Annotated in this window: 15 protein-coding genes; 11 read left to right on the top strand and 4 right to left on the bottom strand. The window is 46.1% G+C overall.

Going from position 1 to position 23,493, the window contains the following annotated elements; all coding sequences use genetic code 11:
- Positions 1–11: 11 nt before the first annotated feature.
- The 5 genes from G9U52_RS29905 (at position 12) to G9U52_RS29885 (ending at position 5,638) form a co-directional block, all read left to right on the top strand.
- Positions 12–869 carry a CheR family methyltransferase gene (locus G9U52_RS29905; protein ID WP_166154584.1) on the top strand — a complete coding sequence of 286 codons (858 nt, stop codon included), beginning with the start codon at positions 12–14 and terminating at the stop codon, positions 867–869.
- Positions 870–890: 21 nt separating this feature from the next.
- Positions 891–3,035, top strand: coding sequence for a two-component system response regulator (locus G9U52_RS29900; protein WP_166154582.1), 2,145 nt, complete (start codon positions 891–893; stop codon positions 3,033–3,035).
- Positions 3,035–4,177, top strand: coding sequence for an MFS transporter (locus G9U52_RS29895; RefSeq protein ID WP_166154578.1), 1,143 nt, complete (start codon positions 3,035–3,037; stop codon positions 4,175–4,177). Before G9U52_RS29900 ends, G9U52_RS29895 begins: the two co-directional genes overlap by 1 nt.
- A gap of 118 nt (positions 4,178–4,295) precedes the next feature.
- On the top strand, positions 4,296–4,619 hold the full coding sequence (locus G9U52_RS29890) for an NIPSNAP family protein (protein WP_166154576.1): 324 nt from the start codon (positions 4,296–4,298) through the stop codon (positions 4,617–4,619).
- Positions 4,620–4,684: 65 nt separating this feature from the next.
- Positions 4,685–5,638, top strand: coding sequence for an aldo/keto reductase (locus G9U52_RS29885; protein WP_166154574.1), 954 nt, complete (start codon positions 4,685–4,687; stop codon positions 5,636–5,638).
- Positions 5,639–5,768: 130 nt separating this feature from the next.
- On the opposite strand, the gene G9U52_RS29880 is transcribed toward G9U52_RS29885, so the two are convergent.
- Both G9U52_RS29880 and G9U52_RS29875 read right to left on the bottom strand, forming a co-directional pair.
- On the bottom strand, positions 5,769–5,984 hold the full coding sequence (locus G9U52_RS29880; RefSeq protein ID WP_166154572.1) for a hypothetical protein: 216 nt from the start codon (positions 5,982–5,984) through the stop codon (positions 5,769–5,771).
- Between the two features lie 330 nt (positions 5,985–6,314).
- Positions 6,315–7,058 (bottom strand): hypothetical protein, encoded by a 744-nt coding sequence (locus tag G9U52_RS29875; RefSeq protein WP_166154570.1) that lies wholly within the window; start codon positions 7,056–7,058, stop codon positions 6,315–6,317.
- Positions 7,059–7,257: 199 nt separating this feature from the next.
- Between G9U52_RS29875 and G9U52_RS29870 the strand changes: the two genes are divergently transcribed.
- The 3 genes from G9U52_RS29870 (at position 7,258) to proA (ending at position 14,323) form a co-directional block, all read left to right on the top strand.
- Complete coding sequence (locus tag G9U52_RS29870; protein WP_166154568.1) at positions 7,258–7,932, top strand: response regulator transcription factor; 675 nt, start codon at positions 7,258–7,260, stop codon at positions 7,930–7,932.
- Complete coding sequence (locus tag G9U52_RS29865) at positions 7,922–9,346, top strand: sensor histidine kinase (protein WP_243767639.1); 1,425 nt, start codon at positions 7,922–7,924, stop codon at positions 9,344–9,346. Before G9U52_RS29870 ends, G9U52_RS29865 begins: the two co-directional genes overlap by 11 nt.
- Positions 9,347–9,490: 144 nt before the next feature.
- Positions 9,491–14,323, top strand: a complete 4,833-nt coding sequence (proA, locus tag G9U52_RS29860) for an anti-phage protein ProA (protein WP_166154566.1) — start codon at positions 9,491–9,493, stop codon at positions 14,321–14,323.
- Between the two features lie 311 nt (positions 14,324–14,634).
- On the opposite strand, the gene G9U52_RS29855 is transcribed toward proA, so the two are convergent.
- Positions 14,635–14,862 carry a hypothetical protein gene (locus G9U52_RS29855; protein WP_166154564.1) on the bottom strand — a complete coding sequence of 76 codons (228 nt, stop codon included), beginning with the start codon at positions 14,860–14,862 and terminating at the stop codon, positions 14,635–14,637.
- A 396-nt stretch (positions 14,863–15,258) separates the two neighbouring features.
- On the opposite strand from G9U52_RS29855, the gene G9U52_RS29850 reads away from it, so the two are divergent.
- The 3 genes from G9U52_RS29850 (at position 15,259) to G9U52_RS29840 (ending at position 22,151) form a co-directional block, all read left to right on the top strand.
- Positions 15,259–18,468 (top strand): S-layer homology domain-containing protein, encoded by a 3,210-nt coding sequence (locus tag G9U52_RS29850; protein WP_166154562.1) that lies wholly within the window; start codon positions 15,259–15,261, stop codon positions 18,466–18,468.
- 243 nt (positions 18,469–18,711) lie between these two features.
- Complete coding sequence (locus tag G9U52_RS29845) at positions 18,712–21,345, top strand: metallophosphoesterase (protein ID WP_166154560.1); 2,634 nt, start codon at positions 18,712–18,714, stop codon at positions 21,343–21,345.
- 101 nt (positions 21,346–21,446) lie between these two features.
- Positions 21,447–22,151 carry a hypothetical protein gene (locus G9U52_RS29840; protein ID WP_166154558.1) on the top strand — a complete coding sequence of 235 codons (705 nt, stop codon included), beginning with the start codon at positions 21,447–21,449 and terminating at the stop codon, positions 22,149–22,151.
- A gap of 47 nt (positions 22,152–22,198) precedes the next feature.
- Here G9U52_RS29840 and G9U52_RS29835 read toward each other — a convergent pair whose 3' ends face one another.
- On the bottom strand, positions 22,199–23,254 hold the full coding sequence (locus G9U52_RS29835) for a phosphatidylinositol-specific phospholipase C/glycerophosphodiester phosphodiesterase family protein (protein WP_243767638.1): 1,056 nt from the start codon (positions 23,252–23,254) through the stop codon (positions 22,199–22,201).
- Positions 23,255–23,493 lie beyond the last annotated feature (239 nt).

The raw sequence follows: 23,493 nt of genomic DNA, 5'->3' as shown, positions 1-23,493 counted from the left end.
AAGGAATAGAGATGGAGGAAACGGAATTGGAGCGAGCAGAGGTGCCCTTCCATTATGAACTGCCGCAGGAAGCTGTTAGCTTAATATTATCCGAGATCTATACAACGACAGGCTACAATTTCCAAGATTATGCAATGGCTACGATCCAGAGAAGGCTGCAGCGGCGGTTAATTACCGAGCGTATGGCCAATGCCGCCGAGCTGATTGACCGATTGCAAAAGTTTCCGCAATATGCGTATAAGCTTGTTGCCGATTTCTCTATTAATGTAACCGCGATGTTTCGGGATCCGCAATTTTTTAATTATTTCAGAAATGAAGTCATTCCTGAGCTGAGAAAGGAAAGCTTTATACGTGTATGGGTAGCTGGTTGCGCAACAGGAGAGGAAGCCTACTCCTTGTCCATCCTGCTTCAAGAGGAAGGGCTGTATGAACGCTGCCGCATTTATGCTACGGATATGAATGAGGGGGTTATCGCTCAAGCTAAAACTGGTGCGTTACCGCTTTCCAAGATGCAGGCTTATACACGCAATTACTTTGCTTCAGGAGGCAAGGAACAGTTTCATTCTTACTTCTCCTCTAAGGATGAACAGGTTTATCTGCATGCCAAGCTGTTAAGAAACATTGTATTTTCCCACCATAATTTAGTGGATGATCGTTCCTTTAACGAATTTCATGTTATCTTTTGCCGGAATGTCCTTATTTACTTTAACCATCGCCTGCAGGAGCATGTACATGACCTGCTCTATGATAGCTTGGGCTTGGGTGGTTTTTTGGCATTAGGCAGTAGAGAGTCACTGCGGTTTACGAAGCATGCTTCCCAATTTATCAACATGAGCTCCTTACAGAAAATATATAAACGGATCAATTAACATGTAGAGAGGTGAACGGTAATGAATCAAGACTATATGATAAATGTCCTTTTGGTAGACGATCGCTCGGAAAATTTGTTGGCCTTGGAGGCGTTACTGGATTATCCTTATGTACATTTAACGAAATGTCTTTCTGGGGAAGAAGCGTTAAAATGTGTGATGAAAGAGGAGTATGCGCTTATTTTGCTGGATGTGCAGATGCCTGGCCTTGACGGGTATGAGACAGCCAAGCTGATCAAATCACGGGAAAAAAGCAAAGACATCCCCATCATATTTGTAACCGCGATCAATAAGGAGCCCGAGCATGTATTTTCTGGCTATACGGCAGGAGCTATTGATTATGTGTTTAAGCCCTTTGATCCGGATGTATTAAAGCTGAAGGTCGAGCAATTAATTAAAATATTCATAAATGCCCGAGGGATGAAGCAGCAAACCGAAGCTCTTTTTGAGCAGACCAAGGCTCTGGAAAACGCGAATCAGGAGCTGGTCAGGGTCACCCAAGAGTTGAAAAAATCAGAGGCACTGCATCGGTTGATTGGCGAAACCTCTGCCGATACGATCCTGATCATCAATACCGCCCATGAAATTATTAGTATTAATCCGACCGTAGAAAGTATGTTTGACTATCAAATAAGTGAGGTTTTGGGGCGGGGAGCGGAACTTCTGATCCCTCTTGAATTGCTGAAGGCCTATGGCAATACCCAGGTCATGAGTATAGAAAAGTGTGAAATTACCTTATTCAGCAAAAACAACCGTTCCTTCCGTGCTGATATCCATTTGAAAACCTCATTGCTCGACGGCAATTATATATTCGTTTGCACCATTCGAGACATTTCCGTCCGCTTCAACCAGATGCTTGAATTGGAGCATATGGCGACCCATGACCATCTAACCCAATTGCCTAACCGCAAAAAGCTATATGAAATGATTAATAGCCTCGTCCTTGATGAACGAAAAGGGTTTACGCTATTATTAATGGATTTGGATCATTTTAAAGCGATTAATGATACATTAGGGCACCAATTTGGTGACCTATTATTATTGAAAATAGGAAATTTGATAACGCAATGGTTATCTAATGCTGAAACCATATTCCGCTTGGGTGGTGATGAATTTGCTGTACTGATCCCGAACTGTACACCTACTCAGGGATTGTCTACTGCACAGATTATTTTAGCGAACATTGACCAGCCCGTCTCTGTGGAAGAGGTTAATTTATCGATTGGAGCTAGTATGGGCATCGTCTCCTTCCCGGAGCATGGTAAAGATATCCAGACCTTGCTGCGCCGTGCCGATGTTGCGATGTACAGCGCAAAGCGCCTTAAAAGCGGCTATTCGATTTATAGTGAGGAGCAGGACGAAAAAGACCCCTATCGCCTATTATTGATGGGTGACCTGCGCGCGGCGATCGAAAAAAATGAGCTTTATCTCGTCTACCAGCCTAAAGCTGAATTAAAAACCAATACGATCCTAAGCGCTGAAGCTTTGCTGCGTTGGAAACATCCTAAGCTAGGCCTCATTCCACCCTCGGATTTCATTCCGATCGCCGAGCAAATAGGCGTAATTAATGCGATTACAACCTGGGTGCTGAACGAGGCGCTTAAGCAAAGCAAGCTATGGGAAGCGGAACATATTGATATCGAGATTGCCGTTAACTTATCGGCGAGAAATTTGCAGGATGCGGAGCTGCCTATTCGCTTAAAAGCCTTGCTGCAGCAATATGGGGTATCCCCTCGGAAAATTACCTTGGAAATCACCGAAAGCTTCATTATGGCGGACCCGGTTCGCGCTAAAGAGGTTTTAATGAACATTCATGAGATGGGGATTCAATTATCCATTGATGATTTTGGAACGGGTTACTCTTCGTTGGCATATCTGAAAACGTTACCGGTCGATACCATCAAAATTGATAAATCGTTTGTTGCCGATATGGCAAATGATGCGACGGATTCGATGATTGTACGTTCCATTATATTTCTTGCGCATAATCTGGGTCTTAAAGTGGTAGCAGAAGGGGTTGAAGACTTGCAAAGCTGGAACATGCTGGCATCGTATGGATGCGATATTATTCAAGGCTATTACTTGCAAAAGCCTTTAGCACCTTATGAATTTAAACGTTGGCTTGTAGCTAGGATGGAATCAGGCATAACGTCAGGACAACTGTGATGGTCGTTTTTCTGCTTTTTTATACCGTTGTTTATATGGGCAATGCCGTATATGGCACCTTTATTCCTCTGTATTTTCAGTCAATCGGGGCTAGCCCCTCCGAAATTGGCACGCTGCTGAGCTTAGGGCCATTAGTTGCTGTATTAGCCCAGCCGTTCTGGGGCTTGCAGGGAGATCGGGCTAAGAGTAAAAATTCGGTTTTAATGATTATGATTGTCGGCTGTGGCATTGTGATGCTGTTGTTCCCGCTGTCTACGGCGTTTGTTTATTTAATGGCGATGGTTGGTTTATTAACCTTTTTCCAAACTTCGATCTTTGCTGTTAGTGATGCGATTACACTGGAGGAGCTGGATAAACAAAAGCGCTGGTCCTATGGCCCAATTCGTCTAGGTGGCACGATTGGTTTTGCCTTGATGTCTATCGCCTTTGGTTACGTAGCCCAGCACGAAATTAGTTATATATTTCCTGTATATGCGTTGGTTATGCTGGTTTCCCTGTTTTTATTGCTGCGCTTCCCCAAGGTTTCCGGCCATCAGTCTACAGGTAATAAGGTGAAGTTTTGGGTGTTGTTTAAACAGCGAAAATTGATGGTCTACTTGGCGATTAGCGTAGTGCTGCAAATTACATTAGGTTATTATTATACATTTTTCCCCGTTTATTATAAGGCTATGGGGGGCGACAATGTTCTGCTAGGCTGGTCGATGGTTATTTCTGCACTCAGCGAAGTTCCGTTCCTGCTTTTTGCCAAACGAATTTTCGAGCGAGTCCGGATCACCCATGTGCTGCTTATTTCAAGCATCGCCACCGCGCTACGTTGGTTTGCCTTTTCCTTCACGGACAATCCCATCTGGGTGCTTCCCGCGCAAATTCTTCATGGGCTTATCTATATCGTGCTGTCCGTGACGATTGCGATGTACATCAATCAGCAGGTGCCCAAGGAGCTAAGGGCGAGCGGGCAGGCATTAAACGGCTTGCTTAGTCTGGGAGTTGCCCGAATTATCGGCAGCTTTGCTGGCGGGTTCGCCAGTGAGGCTTTTGGGATGAAAAACGTATTTTTTTACAATGGTTGGATTGCAGTGGGGTGTGTGGTTTGTATTCTTATTGTCCATCAGCGTGAGAAAGGTGCATCTTCACCAGCGTGAAAGCTACAGCTACTATACTTAAAGAAACTAAGTTTCGAAAAATTCAGTCATTTCCGTTGAGGCGTATGTAGCTTATAATGGGATAAGTAATAGACGAAAAAGCGAAAAGAGGGACTTTATGCTAGTTGAGCTTCGTATTTATTATATGTACCCGGGTAAAATGAAAGCGATTAACGACAGGTTTGCTAACCATACGCTGAATATTTTTGCAAAGCATGACATGAAGGTTACTGAATTCTGGGAAGACTTGGACCCGGAGCATAACAGGCTTTATTATGTATTGGAGTTTCCAGATCGCGAAGAACGTGATGCCAAGTTTGAGGCGTTTCGCAACGACCCTGAATGGAATAGGGTCAAGAATGAATCCGAATTGGACGGACCTATTGTTGAAAAGGTAGAGAGCGTTTTCTTGAAGAACGCGCCTTATTTTAAAAAGGATTAATAGTCGAATTCTGGAGATAGCGGAGTGGAACTTATTCACCAATAAACTTTAGGAGGATAACAACTATGGAATACGTACGATTAGGCAAATCAGGACTTAAAGTTTCACGTCTAAGCTTAGGCTGCTGGAATTTCGGAAGCGCGACCCCGCCGTGGGGAAAGCCGGGCAAGGTGTCACCGATGGATTCGGTCGCTATTATCCGTGAAGCTATGGAGCAAGGGATCAACCTGTTCGATAACGCTAATCGGTATACGGGCGGTGAGGCCGAAGAGATTCTGGGCAGGGCGATTAAAGGCCGCCGGCATGAGGTTGTTGTGGCTACAAAGGTGCACGGTGATGTTGGACCTGGTATCAATAACCGAGGTCAATCCCGCCTGCATATTATGCAGGAGGTCGAGAACAGCTTACGCCGTCTTGGCACGGACTACATCGATCTATACCAGGCGCATAATGTGGACTGGGAAACGCCTCTTGAAGAATCATTGCGCGCTTATGATGATTTAATCCGCCAAGGCAAAGTGCGGTATATTGGCTGCTCCAATTTCCCAGCATGGGTGCTTACGAAGGCGCTGTGGGTGAGCGATGTAAACAAGCTGGCCAGCTTCATATCGGTACAGCCCAACTACAGCTTGGCCAACCGTGCCGTAGAGAAGGAGCTGCAGCCGATGTGCGTGGATCAAGGCATTGGCATGATCCTTTATAGCCCGATGGGCGGGGGTATTTTATCCGGGAAATATGAGCAAAATTTGCCTAGAGGCAGTCGTGGCGCGGAGGAGCCAGCCGTAGCGGAACGGGCGAAAAAATTCCAGGAGGGCGTGCAAATCCTGAAGGATATTGCGGCCGAGCTTGGCAAAACCCCAGCCCAGGTCAGCTTGAATTGGATTATTCATCGTCCAGCCGTGTCGGCGGCCATTATTGGCGTGAGCAAGCTGGAGCAGCTACGTGAGAATGTAGGCGCTGTCGGCTGGAAGCTTTCCGAGGAGCATACGCTGCAAATCGATGAGGCGTTCCCAGTTTAAGCAAAGATTTTAATGGAGTAGTACCAGCATAGCTGGACACCACCCATAATCATATGGATAAAAATGATGAGAACCCTCCAAGTTTGGAGGGTTTTTATCCGCCGCTTGTTTTGGCATTGGTTTCCATAAATTAGCGTTTTTTGATCTCGAAAAATTCGCATAGCTTTCGTGGATGGTAAGTAAGTCCGCTGACTCCAGAATTAACAACAATCGTATTTTCATCGTAACGAGTGATGACAACGCCTGAATCAATAATATGATCGTCTTTAAACACGCGTATTTGTGCCTGGCTCTCTAATACTTCTTGAAATTCTTGATCGGTTTCCAAACGACGGTTTTGAGCCACATCATAATCTCCTCGGGTTTATAGATATGTATCCCATTGTAACAAAAGTTCGTCCAAGAGTCACACCATGAAAACAAAAGGCGTTTCCATAGCCAGCTTTGCTTGTGGGTCTCCGAAGTGCCTAAGTGCCAAGATGACAGGATGCCCAGATGCCAGATGCCAGATGCCAGATGCCAGATGTACATAGGCTCGAATGCCGTAATGAGCAGCACCATATTACTAACGTAAATACCAATAAACCTCCAGCCCACCTGTCACAGTGGGTTTGGAGGTTTATTGGCATTTAGCTTGCGCTTACCTAAGTATGCCTTCAGTTATCTAAGCCTTCAATTATGGAGTAGTAGTTGGGGCTGTAGTTGCTCCAGCTGCTTTGGGAACGTGCTTCTCGTCCACCATTTTTGTGATTTTTTCAGTTTCCTTCTTAACAAGCGCATCGATTAATTGCTGCTTGCTAACGCCTTTTTCCAATGCAATCTCACTTAACGATTTGCCAGCTTTCATTTGGGTGCCGATCTCTTGCGCTGTCAAACCGGTAAGAGTAGCTACCGTTTCGCCGAATCCGCCACCACCAATACCGCCTTGCCCCCCAGGTCCACCGTGTCCGCCACGACCGTCTGCACCTTTGCCGCCAGGTCCACCTGGGCCTTTACCGCCCATATTACCGGCTTGGTCTACTCTTTTGGTTGCCATTTCTAGCTGTTTAGCTTTTTTAGTATCGGCTTCTGCTTGTGTTATTTTGCCATCGGTAACGGATTGGGCTAATTTCGCAGCATCCTGTGCAACCAGAAGGTCAATGATTTGTTGTTTAGTTACACCGGCTGCTTCACCGATGGCTGCTAATGTTTTACCCGCTTTTAATTCAGTTTGCAAGGTAGCTTGGTCGGTTTTCAGAAGCGTCAACAGTTCTTGGTTAACCATTGATGCATACCCGCCTTGTCTGTTTTTATCGCCTGCTGCCTTTTGATGGATGGAAGTATCGGTTGTAGTTGGAGTTGTAACGGTTTGTGCGTATGCAGTACCTGCGATCGCCATAAGGGCAAGACCTAACGTAATGGGTAATAGTTTTTTCTTCATTGGTTATATCACTCCTAATTGGTTTGTGTATTGCTTGCGCTTTCATCTCCTTGCAATCTAAATATAATCAAGTAAAGTGAAAATTGAGTGAAAGGAATCATTTACCTCTATCTTTTTTTGGATTTTCTTTTCACGGCCTTTTCACTAATTTTTCATGTAATTATGGTATGCTTTCATTTAAAGAAGTGGGGTGCAGGGATTGAATATTTTGTTGGCCGAAGATGATATACGCCTTGGCGAGCTGATTGCCCATATGTTAAAAAAGAAGGCCGGCTACCAAGTGGATTGGGTGATGACAGGTGATGATGCTTGTGCTTACGCGCTTGCTTCTCATTATGAGGTATGCATTATGGATTGGATGATGCCTGACGGAGATGGCATAAGTGCATGCCGCAAGCTTCGAAAGGCAGGTTATTCCGGTGCCATTCTGATGCTGACGGCAAGGGATTCGCTTGAGGATCGTGTCGAAGGCTTGGATGCAGGAGCCGATGATTATTTAATCAAGCCCTTTGAGATCGATGAGCTGTTAGCTCGCTTGCGCGCGTTGTCCCGTAGAAACTATGCGCCGATTACCGAAGAAATTGTAGGTATCCAGGATATGCTGCTGAACCGAACCAGTTTTTCGGTGCAAAAAGGGGATTTCGTCATTCAATTGACCCCCCGTGAGTTTCAGCTGCTTGATTTATTGGTCCATAATAAAGGGCAGGTGTTGACGCGTGAGGTGATGCTGGATCGGATATGGGGCTATGATTCCGATGTGTCTGCCAAGATCGTTGATGCCACCGTAAAGCTATTACGGAAAAAACTTGAGCCCTTAGGCTCGGAGGAGCTCATTCAGAGTATACGCGGGGTGGGGTATAAGCTTGAGGGATAAATGGAAGGCTTGGAGAAGAAGGCGGACGGAGGGCGATATTTTTCAACGTACGCAAAGTCGCTTGACGCTCGTCTATAGTGGGCTGTTAATGCTATTCCTTGTTATTTTTATTGTCATTGTTTACGCCTTGCTTTATTTTATTATCCTTAATGACCAGGAGCGCGAGGTGCGGGCAATCGTTGACCAAGAGGTGCGTTTAATAGAGGAATCGATCAAACAGACTCTTGTTTTCGATCCACGGGTACTGGAGCTGCAAGGGATCATCGGCCCCTCTCAGGACGAGTTGTTTCATTATATATTGAATCCTGCTGGACAATTGATCCAAGGCACTGATATTGGACGAGGCCTGCGCCCGCAGCTAATGGATTTATTAAAGGGTTGGGTGCCAGTAAATAATGAGCTGCGGTATGAAAAATTAAAGCTGTCCAAGGAACGTTTCGGAGTCGGCCGTTTTCCGCGTGGCTATAACGTGCCTTTGAACCCGGATAATACCCAAGAGATTCGTCTGTTATCGTCCGGCAAGCCGATTATGCAAGGAAACAAGCGGGTAGGCTTTCTTTATGTAGGCAAAAATATTTCCTATAATTATGAGCTTTTTAATTGGTTATTGTATATTTTTGGAGGCTTGGCGTTGCTATTCTTCGGCCTTGCTTTGTACATGAGCCATATGATGTCGAAGCGGGCGATGGTTCCGATTGTACAATCATATACAAGACAAAGGGAATTCGTCTCGGACGCCTCGCACGAGCTGAGAACACCATTAAGCGTGATGCTGTCCTCGATAGATTCGTTGGAAATGGAGCAGACGGCTAACACGGATCCTTTTTCACGTAAGCTGCTGGTTAATATGAAGGATGAGGTCAAACGGATGGCCAAGCTCGTTAGTGACCTGCTGCTGCTCGCACGCTCCGATACGCCGGAGTACAAATTGCAGGTGGATACCTTCGATGTCCATGCACAGAGTGAAATAGTTGTGCAATCGATGAAAGCGATCGCTGCATCCAAGCAAATTGACCTACAGCTGGAAGCCGAGGGTCCCTTCGAAATGGAAGGGGATGTCGAGCGAATCAAGCAGCTGTTGTATATATTGCTGGATAATGCAGTCAAGTACACGCCAAGTGGAGGGCAGGTTCGATTGCTGCTGTCTATGGATGCCAACGATTCGAATCGCAAGCTGGTGATGGTTGTGGAGGATACAGGAATCGGCATTGCCGAGGAGGAGCAGAAGCAGGTCTTTCATCGCTTTTACCGGGCAGACAAATCCAGATCAAGGCAAATAGGCGGCCACGGCCTTGGTCTTGCCATCGCCAAATCCATTGTCGACGCCCATCATGGTACGATTGGTGTCAGCAGCTCATTAGGCGAGGGAAGTACATTCACAGTAGCCCTTCCCATAGCGAGACGGCATGTATAGGTGTTTAAATGATGAGCCTCCTCAAATAAGGAGGTTTTTCGTCTTTTTTAGCGAATATTGTTTTATCGAATATCTACATCCAATACATTCATCGAACACATACATCCAACACATACATTGAATCAACCCGGAGGAACCAAGGCTATGAGCATGAACAATATTGCCCAGCAATTGAATAAGGCTCGCCAGGAATTACTTGATCTGGGCCTTCGTAACCCGTTATTGAATTATCGAGCGTCGAAGGCACGCGGACTTGAACTTATAGATGAAAAGCCTAGTGAGGTTTTTCGTATGATGGTTGTTGAAAAACGGAAAATGACGTTTGTGGAAAGCACAGATAGTCCAATTAGTTCAAGTTCAGATCGTGCAGGTGTTGTAGATTTGCAGAAGCAGCTACCCCCTGCTGCTGCCGGGAAAGCCAGTTCACATAGGGATTCCCGCCTCCAGACACCCTATCTGGATAAGCAGCTTCAAGATCGGCTGCTCCATAGCTACACCGCGGCAAGAACCTATATCGAGGAGCAGGGGGTCAATATTCTTTATATGGCGATGGGCATGCTGAACTGGTATGAAGCAAACCAGAGTAAAGAACGCAGGCAAGCCCCATTGCTGCTTATTCCAGTCCGCTTGGAACGTAACAATGCCAAAGAGCGTTTTACCGTTTCCTTCACAGAGGATGATATTGGTTTCAATATCTCATTAGCCGCCAAAATGAAGCAGGATTTTGGCATTAGCCTTCCTGTATTTGACGATGAGGAATTTCAGCTGGAATCTTATTTGTTACAGGTATCTGCCGCAATAGAAGGGCAGCAGCGCTGGTCTGTCGATGAAGAATCGATTGTTATCGGCTTTTTTTCGTTCGGTAAATTTCTGATGTACCACGATTTGGATGTAGTCCATTGGCCCGAGCACACAAAGCCACTGGAGCATCCTGTCATTACCGCTTTATTGCAGTCCGGCTTTAAAGAGCCGCGTTCCGATATGGGGGATGATGCCCACCTAGACACCTATCTAATCTGGGAGGATAACAACTTCATTAAGGATGCGGACAGCTCGCAAATTATGGCGATATTGGACGCTAACCAAGGGCGTAACCTCGTTATTCAGGGACCGCCGGGAACTGGGAAATCGCAAACGATTACGAATCTGATTGCTGAAGCGATTGGCTGCGGCCGAAAAGTGCTGTTTGTTTCCGAGAAAATGGCTGCACTTGAGGTTGTAAAACGAAGGCTGGACGAAGTGGGACTCGGTGTAGCCTGCTTGGAATTGCACAGCCATAAGACGAATAAAAAGCTGCTGTTAAACGAGCTTGCACAAACCTTGGATCTGGGCAAACCGATTTATGCCCCGAATCCTAATATTCCCATACTTAACCAGCTAAGGGAGCGTCTAAATACTCATGCCCATGCGGTAAATGCTCCAGTGGGGGGCTACGGGGTATCAGCTTATGAGGCATTAGGGCAGCTGGCGCGTTATAAAGGGAAATACAAGCAATTCGTGATGCCCAAGGTGAATATGGAAGCGATGAAAGCATGGACTGCTGGCATATATAACGAAAGAGGATTGTTGATCGAAGAGCTGCAAAGTGTAATAAAATCGATCGGTATCCCTAAGCAGCATCTATTTTGGGGCAGCAAGAAGCAGGTCGTTATGCCCCATGAGCTCGACGAGCTGGGACGTATCCTGCATGTAGCCCAAGAGATCTGTACAAGCTTTCAAGAACAGTCTGCGCTTATCGCAGACCATACCCATTTTCCTGAGCTGGACGGTAGCATAGATGCGGAGCTGATGATAAGCCTGCTTAAGCGGGTCGTTGATGCTCCTAGCCTTCTGGCGAATGCTGCGCTGCGCTCAGAGAAATGGGTGAGCGCCAAAAGTAGCTTGGACGAATTAATCAAAGCAGGCAGCAGCTACACCCAAATTCATGAGGAATATGAGGAATTACTTATTCCTGATGCTTGGGAGCAGGATTTGGGAGAGGCACGCCAAGTGTTAATATCCACCCAGCATAAATGGTGGAGGTTCCTATCGGGCAGCTACAGAAGGACGAAAAATCGTATCCAAGCGTTATTCCGCAATCCTGGGGCGAAACCCCAAGGTGACCCTCACGGCAAGCAAGGTAATTACCTACAGATCATTGATGCGATTGCAGAAGCGCGGTTTTGTAAAAAGACAGTGACTGAGCATGAGCAGCTAGGCAGGGAGCTGTATGGAGCCTCATGGGACGGAGTGCGTTCGGACTGGAAGGAAATAGCTAGCCTTAGCCAATGGGCGTATGGGCTCCACAAGGAGCTATCCAGCAAGCTGCTGCCTGCTTGGGCTTTGGATTATATGGATGGGATTAGTGATATCTACGAGCTCTCCAAGCTATTAACCGAATATAAACGTAACTATGAATTGTATAAAAGAAACCTTAGCGCGGTTGAAGAATGGCTTGAATTTGACGGAAGCGTCCGTTTTGCTAATAAGCAAGGGCTGCTGGACCAGCATTTTTCAGTTGTGTCCGATTTACTTGCGCTATGGTCCAAGCGCACCTTGGACATTCAACCGTTAGCCTCCTACAACCAACTGGCGAGCCTATGCAATGAAAAAGGGCTTGCCCCCTATGTGGAATTAAGCGAGGCTTGGGAGGCTGCCGGGGAGCTGCTGGCCGATTGTTACCATATCAATTGGTATCAGCTTATTAGCAGCCAGGCCTTTCATGAGCACACGCCGTTATCGCAATTTGAAGGCGGCAGGCACGAGCAGGCGGTTAACAAGTTTCGCGAATTTGATGTTGAGATGACACATAGGAACCGGTTTAAGCTTGCAGAGGCTCATTGGAGCCAATTGCCAAAGCAGCAGGATGCCACAGGACAGCTGGGGATTTTGAAGCGGGAATTCGAGAAGAAAAGCAGGCATTTGCCCATCCGCCAGCTTATGCAGAAGGCGGGCCATGCTATACAGGCAATTAAGCCTGTATTTATGATGGGCCCTTTATCGATCGCGACCTTCGTGCCGCCAGGCAGCATTGAGTTTGATTTGGTTATTTTTGATGAGGCCAGCCAAGTGAAGCCGGTTGATGCCTTTGGTGCGATTATTCGCGGTAAGCAAACCATCGTGGTAGGCGACAGCAAGCAGATGCCACCTACGGACCTGTTTAATTCGCTATCGATAGATGATGAATCCGAAGAGGATGGCGTGGGTGATATGGAAAGCATCCTTGGCTTGTTTGTTGGACAAAATGCACCGCAACGCATGCTTAGATGGCATTACCGAAGCCGCCATGAATCGCTTATTACGGTGTCCAACCACGAATTTTATGATAACAAACTGATCGTATTTCCTAGCCCCGATGCCGAAAAAAACGATTCAGGCTTAATCTACCACCACTTGCCAGAGACCGCGTATGACCGTGGGCGATCCCGGACGAACAAGCTGGAGGCGCGTGCTGTTGCCATCGCTGTGATGCAGCATGCCCGGGACAAGCCGGGCTTGACCTTAGGCGTAGCCGCCTTCAGCATGGCGCAAATGCAGGCGATAATGGATGAGCTCGAAATGATGCGCCGATCCAGTGGGGCGAATGAGAAGTTTTTTAGCAGCCACCCGCATGAACCGTTTTTCGTCAAAAACTTGGAGAACGTCCAAGGGGATGAACGGGACGTAATCCTGATCAGTATCGGCTATGGAAAAACCGCCGAAGGCTATTTGGCGATGGACTTTGGGCTGCTTAATCGCGATGGCGGTGAACGTAGACTGAATGTATTAATTACCCGTGCACGAATACGCTGTGAAGTATTTACGAATTTGAAGCCTGAGGATATTGATCTTGCTCGCAGCAATGCACGTGGGGTCAAAGCGCTCAAAACTTTCCTTACCTATGCCGAAAGTGGGCGTTTGGACGTGCCTGTGGCCACCGGCAAAGACTTTGATTCCCCGTTCGAGCAGGCAGTTCACGATGCACTAACGGATGCGGGTTATACAGTAGCCAAGCAAATCGGCTCAGCCGGATTTTTTATCGATTTGGCTATTGTGGATGCTGAAGTGCCCGGACGGTTCATTCTGGGCATTGAGTGTGATGGGGCAACCTACCATAGTGCCCGCTCTGCAAGAGATCGTGACCGTTTACGACAGGCGGTATTAGAGGGCTTAGGCTGGAGCATCCATCGGATTTGGAGCATTGATTGGTTCAGGCATCCAGAGCGCGAACTACAGCGAACGATTGAGGCCATCGAGCAAGCGAAGCTGCAAGCTGAGGAGGGCGTTAAGCTAAAGCTGGAAAAGAGGGCGGCGGAAGAAGCGAATACGGCGAGTTGGGCAAATGAAGCGAATGCTGCGAACGCTGTGAACGTTGCAGGGAACGTTCAGACGAACGGTATATTAACGGATGCGCTAGTGGTAGCACAAGATGAAATCCAGCGGGGCAGCACTACAGCCGATGAGCATCCGCAAGAAAGTGGAATCAGCAAGTACGAATGTGCCCAGTTAACGATCGACTGGGATGGGCAGGAGTTCCATACCATTCCGGTGGCTCGAATCGCGCAGTGGGTGCAAGACGTAGTAGCGATTGAAAGCCCTGTGCACAAAAGCGAGGTTATGAAACGAATTGTTGATGCTGCTGGTATTAAAAGAATGGGAACACGCATACAGCAAGCTTTGGAGGATGCGATCAACCACTTAATGCAGCGCAATATTTTGAGCATCAAGCAAGAATTTTTATGGCTAGACGGCATGGAGACGCCTGTTTTAAGAGATCGACGGGAGCTGCCTAACAAGAAAATTGAGCTTGTCAGCCCGCAGGAAATTGCCATGGCCATTATGAAAGTAGCCGTCGATTCATACGGCATCGAGAGGTCGCTGATTGCCACAGCTGTTGTCCATATGCTAGGTTTTTTCCGCTCAACAGATGATTTGAAGGAAGCGATTGAATTGGTTTTGGACGGCTTGCTAGCGAGCAAGCTGCTGGTGGATCGCAATAACCAGGTGTTTACCGCGTGAGATTAGGTGTTTATAGCAAGCTGTGTATGGGCTCGAATGCCATGCAACATCATAACATGACTGGGTTCGACTGCATGTCTCAACACGCCCAAGATTTGCCTGTGCTTGAAAACCCGGAGAATCAGTCAGTAAGCTAAAGGAATGCCCCAAGTCGGTTTGATGCAGGAGTAAACAAGCAAAGCGGGCCTCGCCATCTTTGCTTGTTTAGATTTTACTTCTTCAAATTTGTCATTTTAATTGCTCACTTTCCTGCCTTTTGTCCCCTATAAAAGTAAAAGCTCCAGCTAATTTGTTCGAATTCATAGAAATCTTTAAAAAAGCGCGAAATTAGATGGAGGTTTTCCAGTAAGATTCAATATTATTGAGATTGAGATATTCGGGATGAAGATGCTCCAAGTTACCCTTAAGTGGCCACCAAATGTTCCTAAGAAATTGAGATTCTGCATGTAGATGCCCCCTAACCATCCGAGCCCGGGTTCTCCCGTCCTGCTTGCAAGATGATGACTGATAAATTTGGTGTGTGCTTCTTCAAAAGCCATTTTCTCATCCCCCTCCAGAAAAATAGAAAACGTCCCGTTTCCACTCGTTAGAATGGAAATGGGACGTTCTTCGTCTTTAATCAATTAGCTTAAACGTATAAATACGGATAGTTTTAAATAGCTCAGAGCAGCTATGATATCAAGATCAGCGTTTATGCTTCACATGGCTAGGGAAGCTTTCTAGTGATAGACAAGAGATGGATAAGCTTCATACAAGCAAGCAGTTTTTATTAAATCTGATAAAAACCAATTCATTTGTGAAGAAATGGGTAATAGATACTATTATGATTGATAGTATACATGATTTAGATAGGCAATTACATAGGGTTTAATCAAATTACTTATGAAAATTACTTATGAAAGTTATTTATCAAATTTATTTATGGGGGAATTAAGATGAAAAAAAGCGTATCCGTTATTGTGTCTTTATCCGTTATCTTCTCAGCTTTATCGATGGCTGGAAGTGTTTCAGCAAAAACGTCTGTTGATTTTACAGATTTGAAGGATCTTGATACAGCTACCAAAGTGAAATTTGATGCTTTGATTAGTGCAGGGGTTTTTGATGGAGTGGCTGCCACTACCTTCGGATTGAAGGACAAAATGAACCGCGCCCAATTCGCCAAGGTTGCTGCTTTGATTTTCAAGCTGCCTGTCAATAACGCAGCAACGACCTCAACCTTTAGCGATGTGGTCGTTAGTGACCCAGCTAATGGTTATGCCTTGCCCTTTATTGAAGCTATTGTAAAAGCGGGTATTACTGACGGCTTTGCACCGGGCCAATACAATCCAGCGGGTGAAGTAACAAAGGAGCAATTGGCTACGTTCTTGCTTCGCGGATTAGGGCTGGATACGCAGGCAAAAGCAACTGCGGCCATAAATGATGTTACGGTATCCCCTTGGGCGAAAAGCTATGTAGCCTTGGCGCTGAGCAATAAGCTGTTATCTACAAATGCGGATGGAACCTTTGGCGGAACGTCACCTGCGACGCGTGATTTGCTAGTGCTTTCGTCCTATGAAGCTTCCCAACAATTTAATCCGGTGTTCAGCGGCAAATATGGAATTGCTTCCTTCAAAGCAGGAGATTCCAACGTATTCACCGTGCAGCTGAACAGTGCATTAACGGATACGGCCGTCGCCAAGCTGAATGTCACTAGAAACGGAGCAGCTGTAACGAGTGGCTATACGACCACTTGGAACGCTGATAAAAATACAGCTACCTTAAAATTTGATAGCAAATTTGATGCGGCTACTTGGACCGTTACCTTAGATGGTGTAACCAACCTGGATGAAGCTAGCAAAACGGCACAATTCGTAACAACAGTGGAGCAAATTACTGCGATCTCCTTTATGGCAACTAGCGATACGCTTCCTAATAATAAAAGAATTCGGATTGACTTTAAAGCAGCCAACCAATACGGCGGCCAGTCTTCTTTATCATCGAATAACTTCAATATTTTTACTAGTAAAGGAACAATAACGCCAATTACAGGCGAGCAGGCTTTTTATCTCGATTTACCTGATGCTGTCTCAAAGGGTGAAGGCTTATCATTAACAGTTGTGCATGAGTCAACGGGTATATCGGGCAATAAGCTATTTACAATCGGTGACAAAAGCCTTGTATCCAAGCTGGAGATCGGTGATTTAGTGAGTAGCTCGGGGACTAAGCTGGAATCGATATCCTCTAAGGGATTTGCTTATGTAGTCGTTTTGGCCTATGACCAATATGGCGTACGCGTAGAAGATAAAGCACTTTTGAATAGTGGCGTTGTCGTCATTACGAATGATTCCGATTTAGAAAAGGGAAATGTCGGTGACACGACAGCTTTTGTAGATAGCGTAATTGGAGATACGGCTGCAGACTTGATGCTGCGCTCCGTATCGGATAAAACGAAGGATATTAACATCTCGATTATTGCCAATGGCTCAGGGCAAGCCTATACCAAGGTAATTAAAATCGCTGCGAATCAGGTTGCTTCAAGCTTGGCTTTTGGCGCTTATAACTATAGCTTATCCAATGGGGATATGCCTTCAGGGGATGAGGTGGCTGACGCCAAATTTTATGTGCCCATTCTGGTTAAGGATTCCCAAGGTAATCAGCTAACGGCGCAGGAGATTTACGACCAACGCGATAAGTTTATTATTACGGCAACTAACGGAATTACGCTGGCAGCTGATCCAATCTCCGGATCAGGCTCACATAAAGGCATGATCTCGATTGCCAAAGTAAATAGCAAGGACAATTCAATTATTACGATCCAGCTTAAAGAAACTCCAGATGTGAGGGCGCAGCTGACATTAAGCGGGAATGAATTACGCAAGGCTGATGATATCCGTTTTGCAGTGACACCAGCCAAATATATGACAGCCAATACAAGTAATGAGCTGGGAATTAAACTTTACGACCAGTTCGGCGCGGAAATGAAATATGATCCTAGCAACCAATATATGATCCGTTATTCGTTGAAAGCTATCGCAGGTGACGCAACAAGCTTGGCTGCCACCAGCCTGGCAAGCAGGCAAAGGGTAGATCCAGCAAATGTTGCATCGGCAAGGAAGTATATTTTGAAGTCTGTAGGCTTAGGCCAAGAAATGACAATGGACTTTAAGCTAGCGCAAAATACAACAGATATGACGGTGGATTCAGTGTTTGACAAAACATTTAACTTTTATACAGAAGCGGGAGCCAAGGCAGCGAATTTTACATTTAAAGCTTCTTTATTAAAGGCAGATCCGAATGGAACCATCATCGTTAATGGAGCTAACTTTATGGAGATTGATACACTTTTAACCAGCTTAGAGGTCATTGATCCGAATGACTCAGCCAATAAGCTGACCTATGAAGCTTACCTAGACAAATCGAATTCTACATTGCTTGCTGCTGATGATTATTTTACTGCAGGTTCAGGCTCCACGGGGGCTGCATACGTGTATGATAACTTCCGGAGCTTCGCCAAAGAAGTTAAAGTAAGAGCTAAGAAAGATGGTAGCGAGGAAGTAAAGGTTCCAAGCTCTATTGTTTCGATTAGCTCAAGTAATACCCAGGTCGCAGAGGTTGCCAGCAAATCAGTAGATCCGAATGGAGCCCATTTTGTAGCTGGCGGTAAGGCAGGAACCTCGAAGCTGAGCATCCTCTTTACAAATAGCAAAAACGAGGTCATACCAGCTGCGATAGATGTTACCGTGAAGAATGAAGGCCCGATTGTAAGCAGCATGATGTTAAACAAAGTAGGTAAAGATGTGACAATGGTCGACCTGCAGGCGGGGCTTTACTTATGGGATGCTAAATTGGCAGAAAAAATAACAGTGAAGGATCAATATGCCAATGAATTTGTTGCAGAGGGTGCAGTAGGCTCTTTAAATGAAGAAGGCGTGTTGAATGAAAATAATTTGGTGAAGGTCGGCAATGCAGGCTTTAATAATAATGAAGTACTAAAAATTTCTTTCTTCTTAACGAATGTGGTAGGAAGTAACCCGAGTGCTGTAACGATTGATGCCAAAACAGGGTTAGTCAAATACACCGGTGCTGCTGGAGATGTAACCAGCTTTAAGGTGAATGTAGTTTCTCCAAGCAGCCAAACAGCAACTTTTGATGTAACGGTTAAATAAGGCTTACAGCCTCGAAATCGAAGGGATACTGAATAGCTCGAACAGTCTTAGCCTGATTCTATATGGGCTAAGGCTTCTATCTATGAGATGAGCGCCTTATGAGAAGGGCGACGTATGGATAAGAACAAGGCTGGAGCTGTAAGCGAAGTCTTCGTGGCTTTAGAGGCGAAGGCTATTTTGTCTCTGGACCCTATGCTAGTGTAGAATATATATAAGGGATTTGCGTAACAAGGAGGCCACAGCATGAAGAAGGAAGCACGCTTCAATTTTTTGCAAAAGATTGTTCTTGTCAGTTTCTCTGCACTTGCACTCATTGGGTTACTTTGGATTATTCGATGGGTTGCTATAGATAAGGTAGGTATTCCACAGGCTTTGGCGAATGATGCTACCTTCACGCTTTCCATGGATAATGGGGATATAGTACGCGGAGCCAAAGGTATTATTGCTACAGGCAGCAAGCCCGAAACCAAGCTAAGCCTGCTAATTGACGAAGTCCCGATGCCGACAAAACCTGTTATGCAGCTGCGAGCCATGCTTACCTTTGAAGCGGATGGGATGAAGTCAGGTGATGGTTTTAAAAACAGCATATGGGTAAATGACAAGCTAGCCTATACATTTGACCAAAATCTAACGGGCTACACGAAAATGTCGGTACCCATTAATGCCGATTTGTTGCAGCTAGGCAATAATAAAATTACAATTCGCGCAGGAACGAAGAAGTCGCCGGATGACCAAGAAGGGGAGCATGATCTGTGGAAATTTCGTGCCCTTAAATTTGAATTAGGGGATCGAACGGTTCTGGATGATCCCAACTATAAAACAGCAACCATATACACAGTGGGAAGCCCAGCAGGCACTGCCCAGAATGCTGCAGCTTTCCAGAAGGAATTTAATTATGTGATTAAAGAAGACAAATACCGTAGCGCTTTTTATTTGTGGGATACAGATAAATTACCTGAAGGCAGCCACAAGGTAGAATTAATTGCTGAGGAAGGTACAAGTAAAAAAGCCAAAACCATTATCGTCCAAGTCGATAATACAGCGCCTGTACTGGAAATTATTTCTCCTGTAGAAGGAAGAACCTACAAAAACAGAATTGTCGTCAACGTGAAATCGGTAGATGCGATATCTGGCGATTCTTCGATGGTCGCTAAGCTTGACGGCAAAGTGCTAGAATTGCCTGCGGAGCTACAAACTGCGGAGCTTCAGGTGGGCACGCATAAGCTTGAGGTTACTACTTCGGATAAAGCTGGTAATGAAACAAACAAGGCCGTCTCCTTTCAAGTATTAAATGAGATGCCTGAGCTACCGATACAACCAGCTCCAGCAGATCGATCCACGGTATCGACGACTAATCTTAGCTTAAGTGTGCAGGTTAATGATTCTACGAAGGATCCTTTGGAGGTATCCTTTTATAAGGCGAGGCGTTATGACTTAAATGGTTCTGTCAACCATGAAGCCTTAATCCACGCCGTAGATCGGGAGCCGCCGCTGGTGCTGGTTCCGGAGGGCGAGACAGCGATGACAACAGAGCAGCGTGCTCTTGTCGCAACTAGAGACCAGCAATATCTGGTTAACGATAACAAAGAAAAGTTTCCGTACCATCGGTTTACCTTTGAGATCGGTAACGATCCTCTTACCGATTCTGAGGTCGTCTGGACAGGGCATTCATTGCCTGACCGATTGGTCACGATGTATATTTGGAATTTCGAAACGTTGGTCTGGGAGGATGCCGATTCCAATAGAGGCACAGAGGATTTTACACTAAAAGGCAGGATCAAACCAGCATCCATGGTGCGTAACGGTAAGGTGGAAGTGCTTGTGCAGGATCGGATCCCTAAGCCGGATGAGTATGATTTTGCTTTTCTTTGGATGAGCGATACTCAATATTATTCGGAATCCTTCCCGAAAATTTATGATTTAATGACCAAATGGACGGTTGATAATTGGAAGGAAAAAAAGTTCAATTATATGATCCATACGGGAGATATCGTCAATAACTGGAATAGTAAAACGGAATGGGAAAATGCCTCAAAAAGCATGAAAACCTTGGATGACGCTAATATACCTTATGGCATTGTAGCAGGGAACCATGATGTAGCCTATGATCTAGGCAACTATGAGGAATATTGGAAATATTTTGGTCGTGACCGGTATGTGAAGCAGCCTACCTTTGGTGGTGATTTGAACAATAATCGGGATCATTATGACCTCGTGTCTGTTAAAGGCCATGACTTCGTGATCGTGTATCTCGGCTGGGTGATCGACCAGAAAACGTTTGATTGGGCTGACGGTATTTTGAAAAAGTACGCAGACCGCAATGCCATTCTTGCGACTCACGAATATTTAAAGCCCAACCATTCGTATTTTGGCCAAGGCCGATGGGTCTATGAGCGGCTTGTCGAGCCTAACCCGAATGTATTTATGGTGCTCGGTGGGCATAATCCGGGTGTTGCTTATAATATCAAAAAAACCGGAGAACGCACCGTACTGGAATTGCTTAGCAATTACCAGAACGGTCCCGAAGGGGGCCAGGGCTTTATGCGTTTTCTGCAATTCGATGTGGAGAATAAACGGCTGTTAGTTAACACCTATTCGCCTTATTTGAAAAAATACAATTTTTTCAAGTCTGAAGAGGATGAATTTATTTTGCCACTTAATTTGAAGCCGATTGAAAAGCGGGTAGCCACCGATTATATCGGGATTTACTCCAGAACCAATGAACTCATTGGCAAGGTGGCGAAGGTACCGAGCGGGCAAACCGCTACAATTCCTTATTCTGTTCAACCCGGCCAAACCTACCCTTGGTATGCGATTGCGCGTGATGATTTTGGTGGGTTAAGCAGGTCTGAGGTATGGACATTTACAGCAAATTGACCCACCCCACCCTCCCTATAAGGGAGGGCCCCAAAGGGCTTTGCCCTCTGGACTCCCGTTAGTGCCGAGGTTGGAGGAGCTGGTGGAGTTGTTTAGTTGGTGTGATGGAGATGCCCGCTTACCGTCCCTTCGGGACCCGCTTGACTGGAGAGGAGTGGATTTCTGTTGAGAGTGTGGTGGGGATGCCCGCTTACCGTCCCTTTGGAACCCGCCTGACTGTGGAGCGGAGGGTTTGGTTGGACAGTGGGAGGCATGCGCTGCTTATAAAGAAGCCCGGCCACGGTGCTGTCCCTATCGGGAATCGCAGCTTGCCGGAGGCAAGAGAGATAGTAGAGAAGCCCGGCCACGGTGCTGTCCCTATCGGGAATCGCAGCTTGCCGGAGGCAAGAGAGATAGTAAAGAAGCCCGGCCGCGGTGCTGTCCCTATCGGGAATCGCAGCTTGCCGGAGGCAAGAGAGATAGTAGAGAAGCCCGGCCACGGTGCTGTCCCTATCGGGAATCGCAGCCTGCCGGAGGCAAGAGAGATAGTAGAGAAGCCCGGCCACGGTGCTGTCCCTATCGGGAATCGCAGCTTGCCGGAGGCAAGAGAGGCAGTAGAGAAGCCTGGCTGCGGTGCTGTCCCTATCGGGAATCGCAGCTTGCCGGAGGCAAGAGAGGCAGTAGGGAAGCCCGGCCGCGGTGCTGTCCCTATCGGGAATCGCAGCTTGCTGGGGGATACACCTGTGGAACTAAATGCCCCCAAACGATATTTACATCGTTTGGGGGCATTTGGCATGGAATGCGCTAAAAAGCTTCTAACACGATAGCAATCATCGTATTAGAAGCTCGTTCTCCATCGTATTGGTGATGAGTTTCAAAATGTGAATAGGTTACTGATCATTAGTTTGAACTTTTCCCAAGTGCTGGGTGCAGCAGATGGAGGGGTCACAACGGTTTGTGTGATGGTTTCGGATGCTGGTGCTGAAGATGCGGCGCTAACCGTAGTAAGCGACTGTACAGTAGTCGGCCCGGCAGGAGTTTCACCTGCTGCGATAAGTGGAGCTACGTCGATGCCAAGATCCTTGTAGGTCAAGAAATCGGTGTAGACGCCATGCACACCCATTTTCATCAGCTTTTTAACATCTCTTACCTTGTTTAATGAATGCACGTAGGAGAGAACACCAACATCGTTGAGGCTTTGGATAAATTCTTTGGTCGCTCGTTCTTCGGGCATGGCCACCACATGGACGTCATTAGTTTGGACATATTCAACGACTTCCGAAGGCTCCATCGCTGTTAAATAAAGCGAGAAGATCACATGCTTGAAAGGGAAAACTCCTCTTACTACTTCCATCATTTCCGGGGAATAAATTTCCGGGATAAAACGATCCAGGATAGCAGGATCAACCCGGTTGGCAGTGTCACGAATAATCGTAAATTGCTGCTTAACCAGCTCCGGATCCGTTTCCTTTGTATCGGTTATAAAGTAGACGTCAGGGTATTGCTTGCTTAACCGTGCCACATCACCGAAGGATAGCGGGGTGTAATCTTCAAGAATTTTATAGCTTTTAAATTCTCTTAAAGTCAAAGGCTCTTCAAGCTTCTCAGCAGGGATATCCTGCTCGAATTTGGTAGCCAAATACCCCATCCAATCATGGCGTGCGGCAAGCTGGCCGTCCTTGGTAATGGAGAAGTCTACCTCGAACAAACGCTGTCCTTTATCATAATTGACCTTAAAGGCTTCAAGGCTATTGGTGTAATCTACACCGTCGATGCCCCCTAATCCATGAGCGATTAAGGGGAATCTAGTCCATTCCTCATTGGCTATAGTTTCTTCAGTGGTTGGTGGTGTTGTAGTAGTGGCGTTTAATGGTGTCGCTATGGTCATCATGAGAACAAAGGGTAACAAAATTTTCATAAAACGTTTCATATTGAATCTCCACCTCTCTAGGTTATGGCACTGCTATCCTGTTGGTTCTTTATGTCCTCTTAGGGGTTTCGGTTTCTGTTAATTGTTATTACCCAAATAAAACATTAAAATGCTCGAAAATAGTGAAAAGGTATAAACTTCACAAACTATTTACATTTGAAGCCTAATATTTTAACTTCCGTAAAGTCTATGAAGCGCCTAACAACCAGGTTGAACGTCCGCTGAATGCTAGCTGAAAG

Source organism: Paenibacillus agricola (assembly GCF_011440305.1).
GTDB lineage: Bacteria > Bacillota > Bacilli > Paenibacillales > NBRC-103111 > Paenibacillus_S > Paenibacillus_S agricola.
The sequence above is the reverse complement of the archived record's forward strand: the minus strand, read 5'-3'. Positions and strand labels throughout refer to the sequence as shown.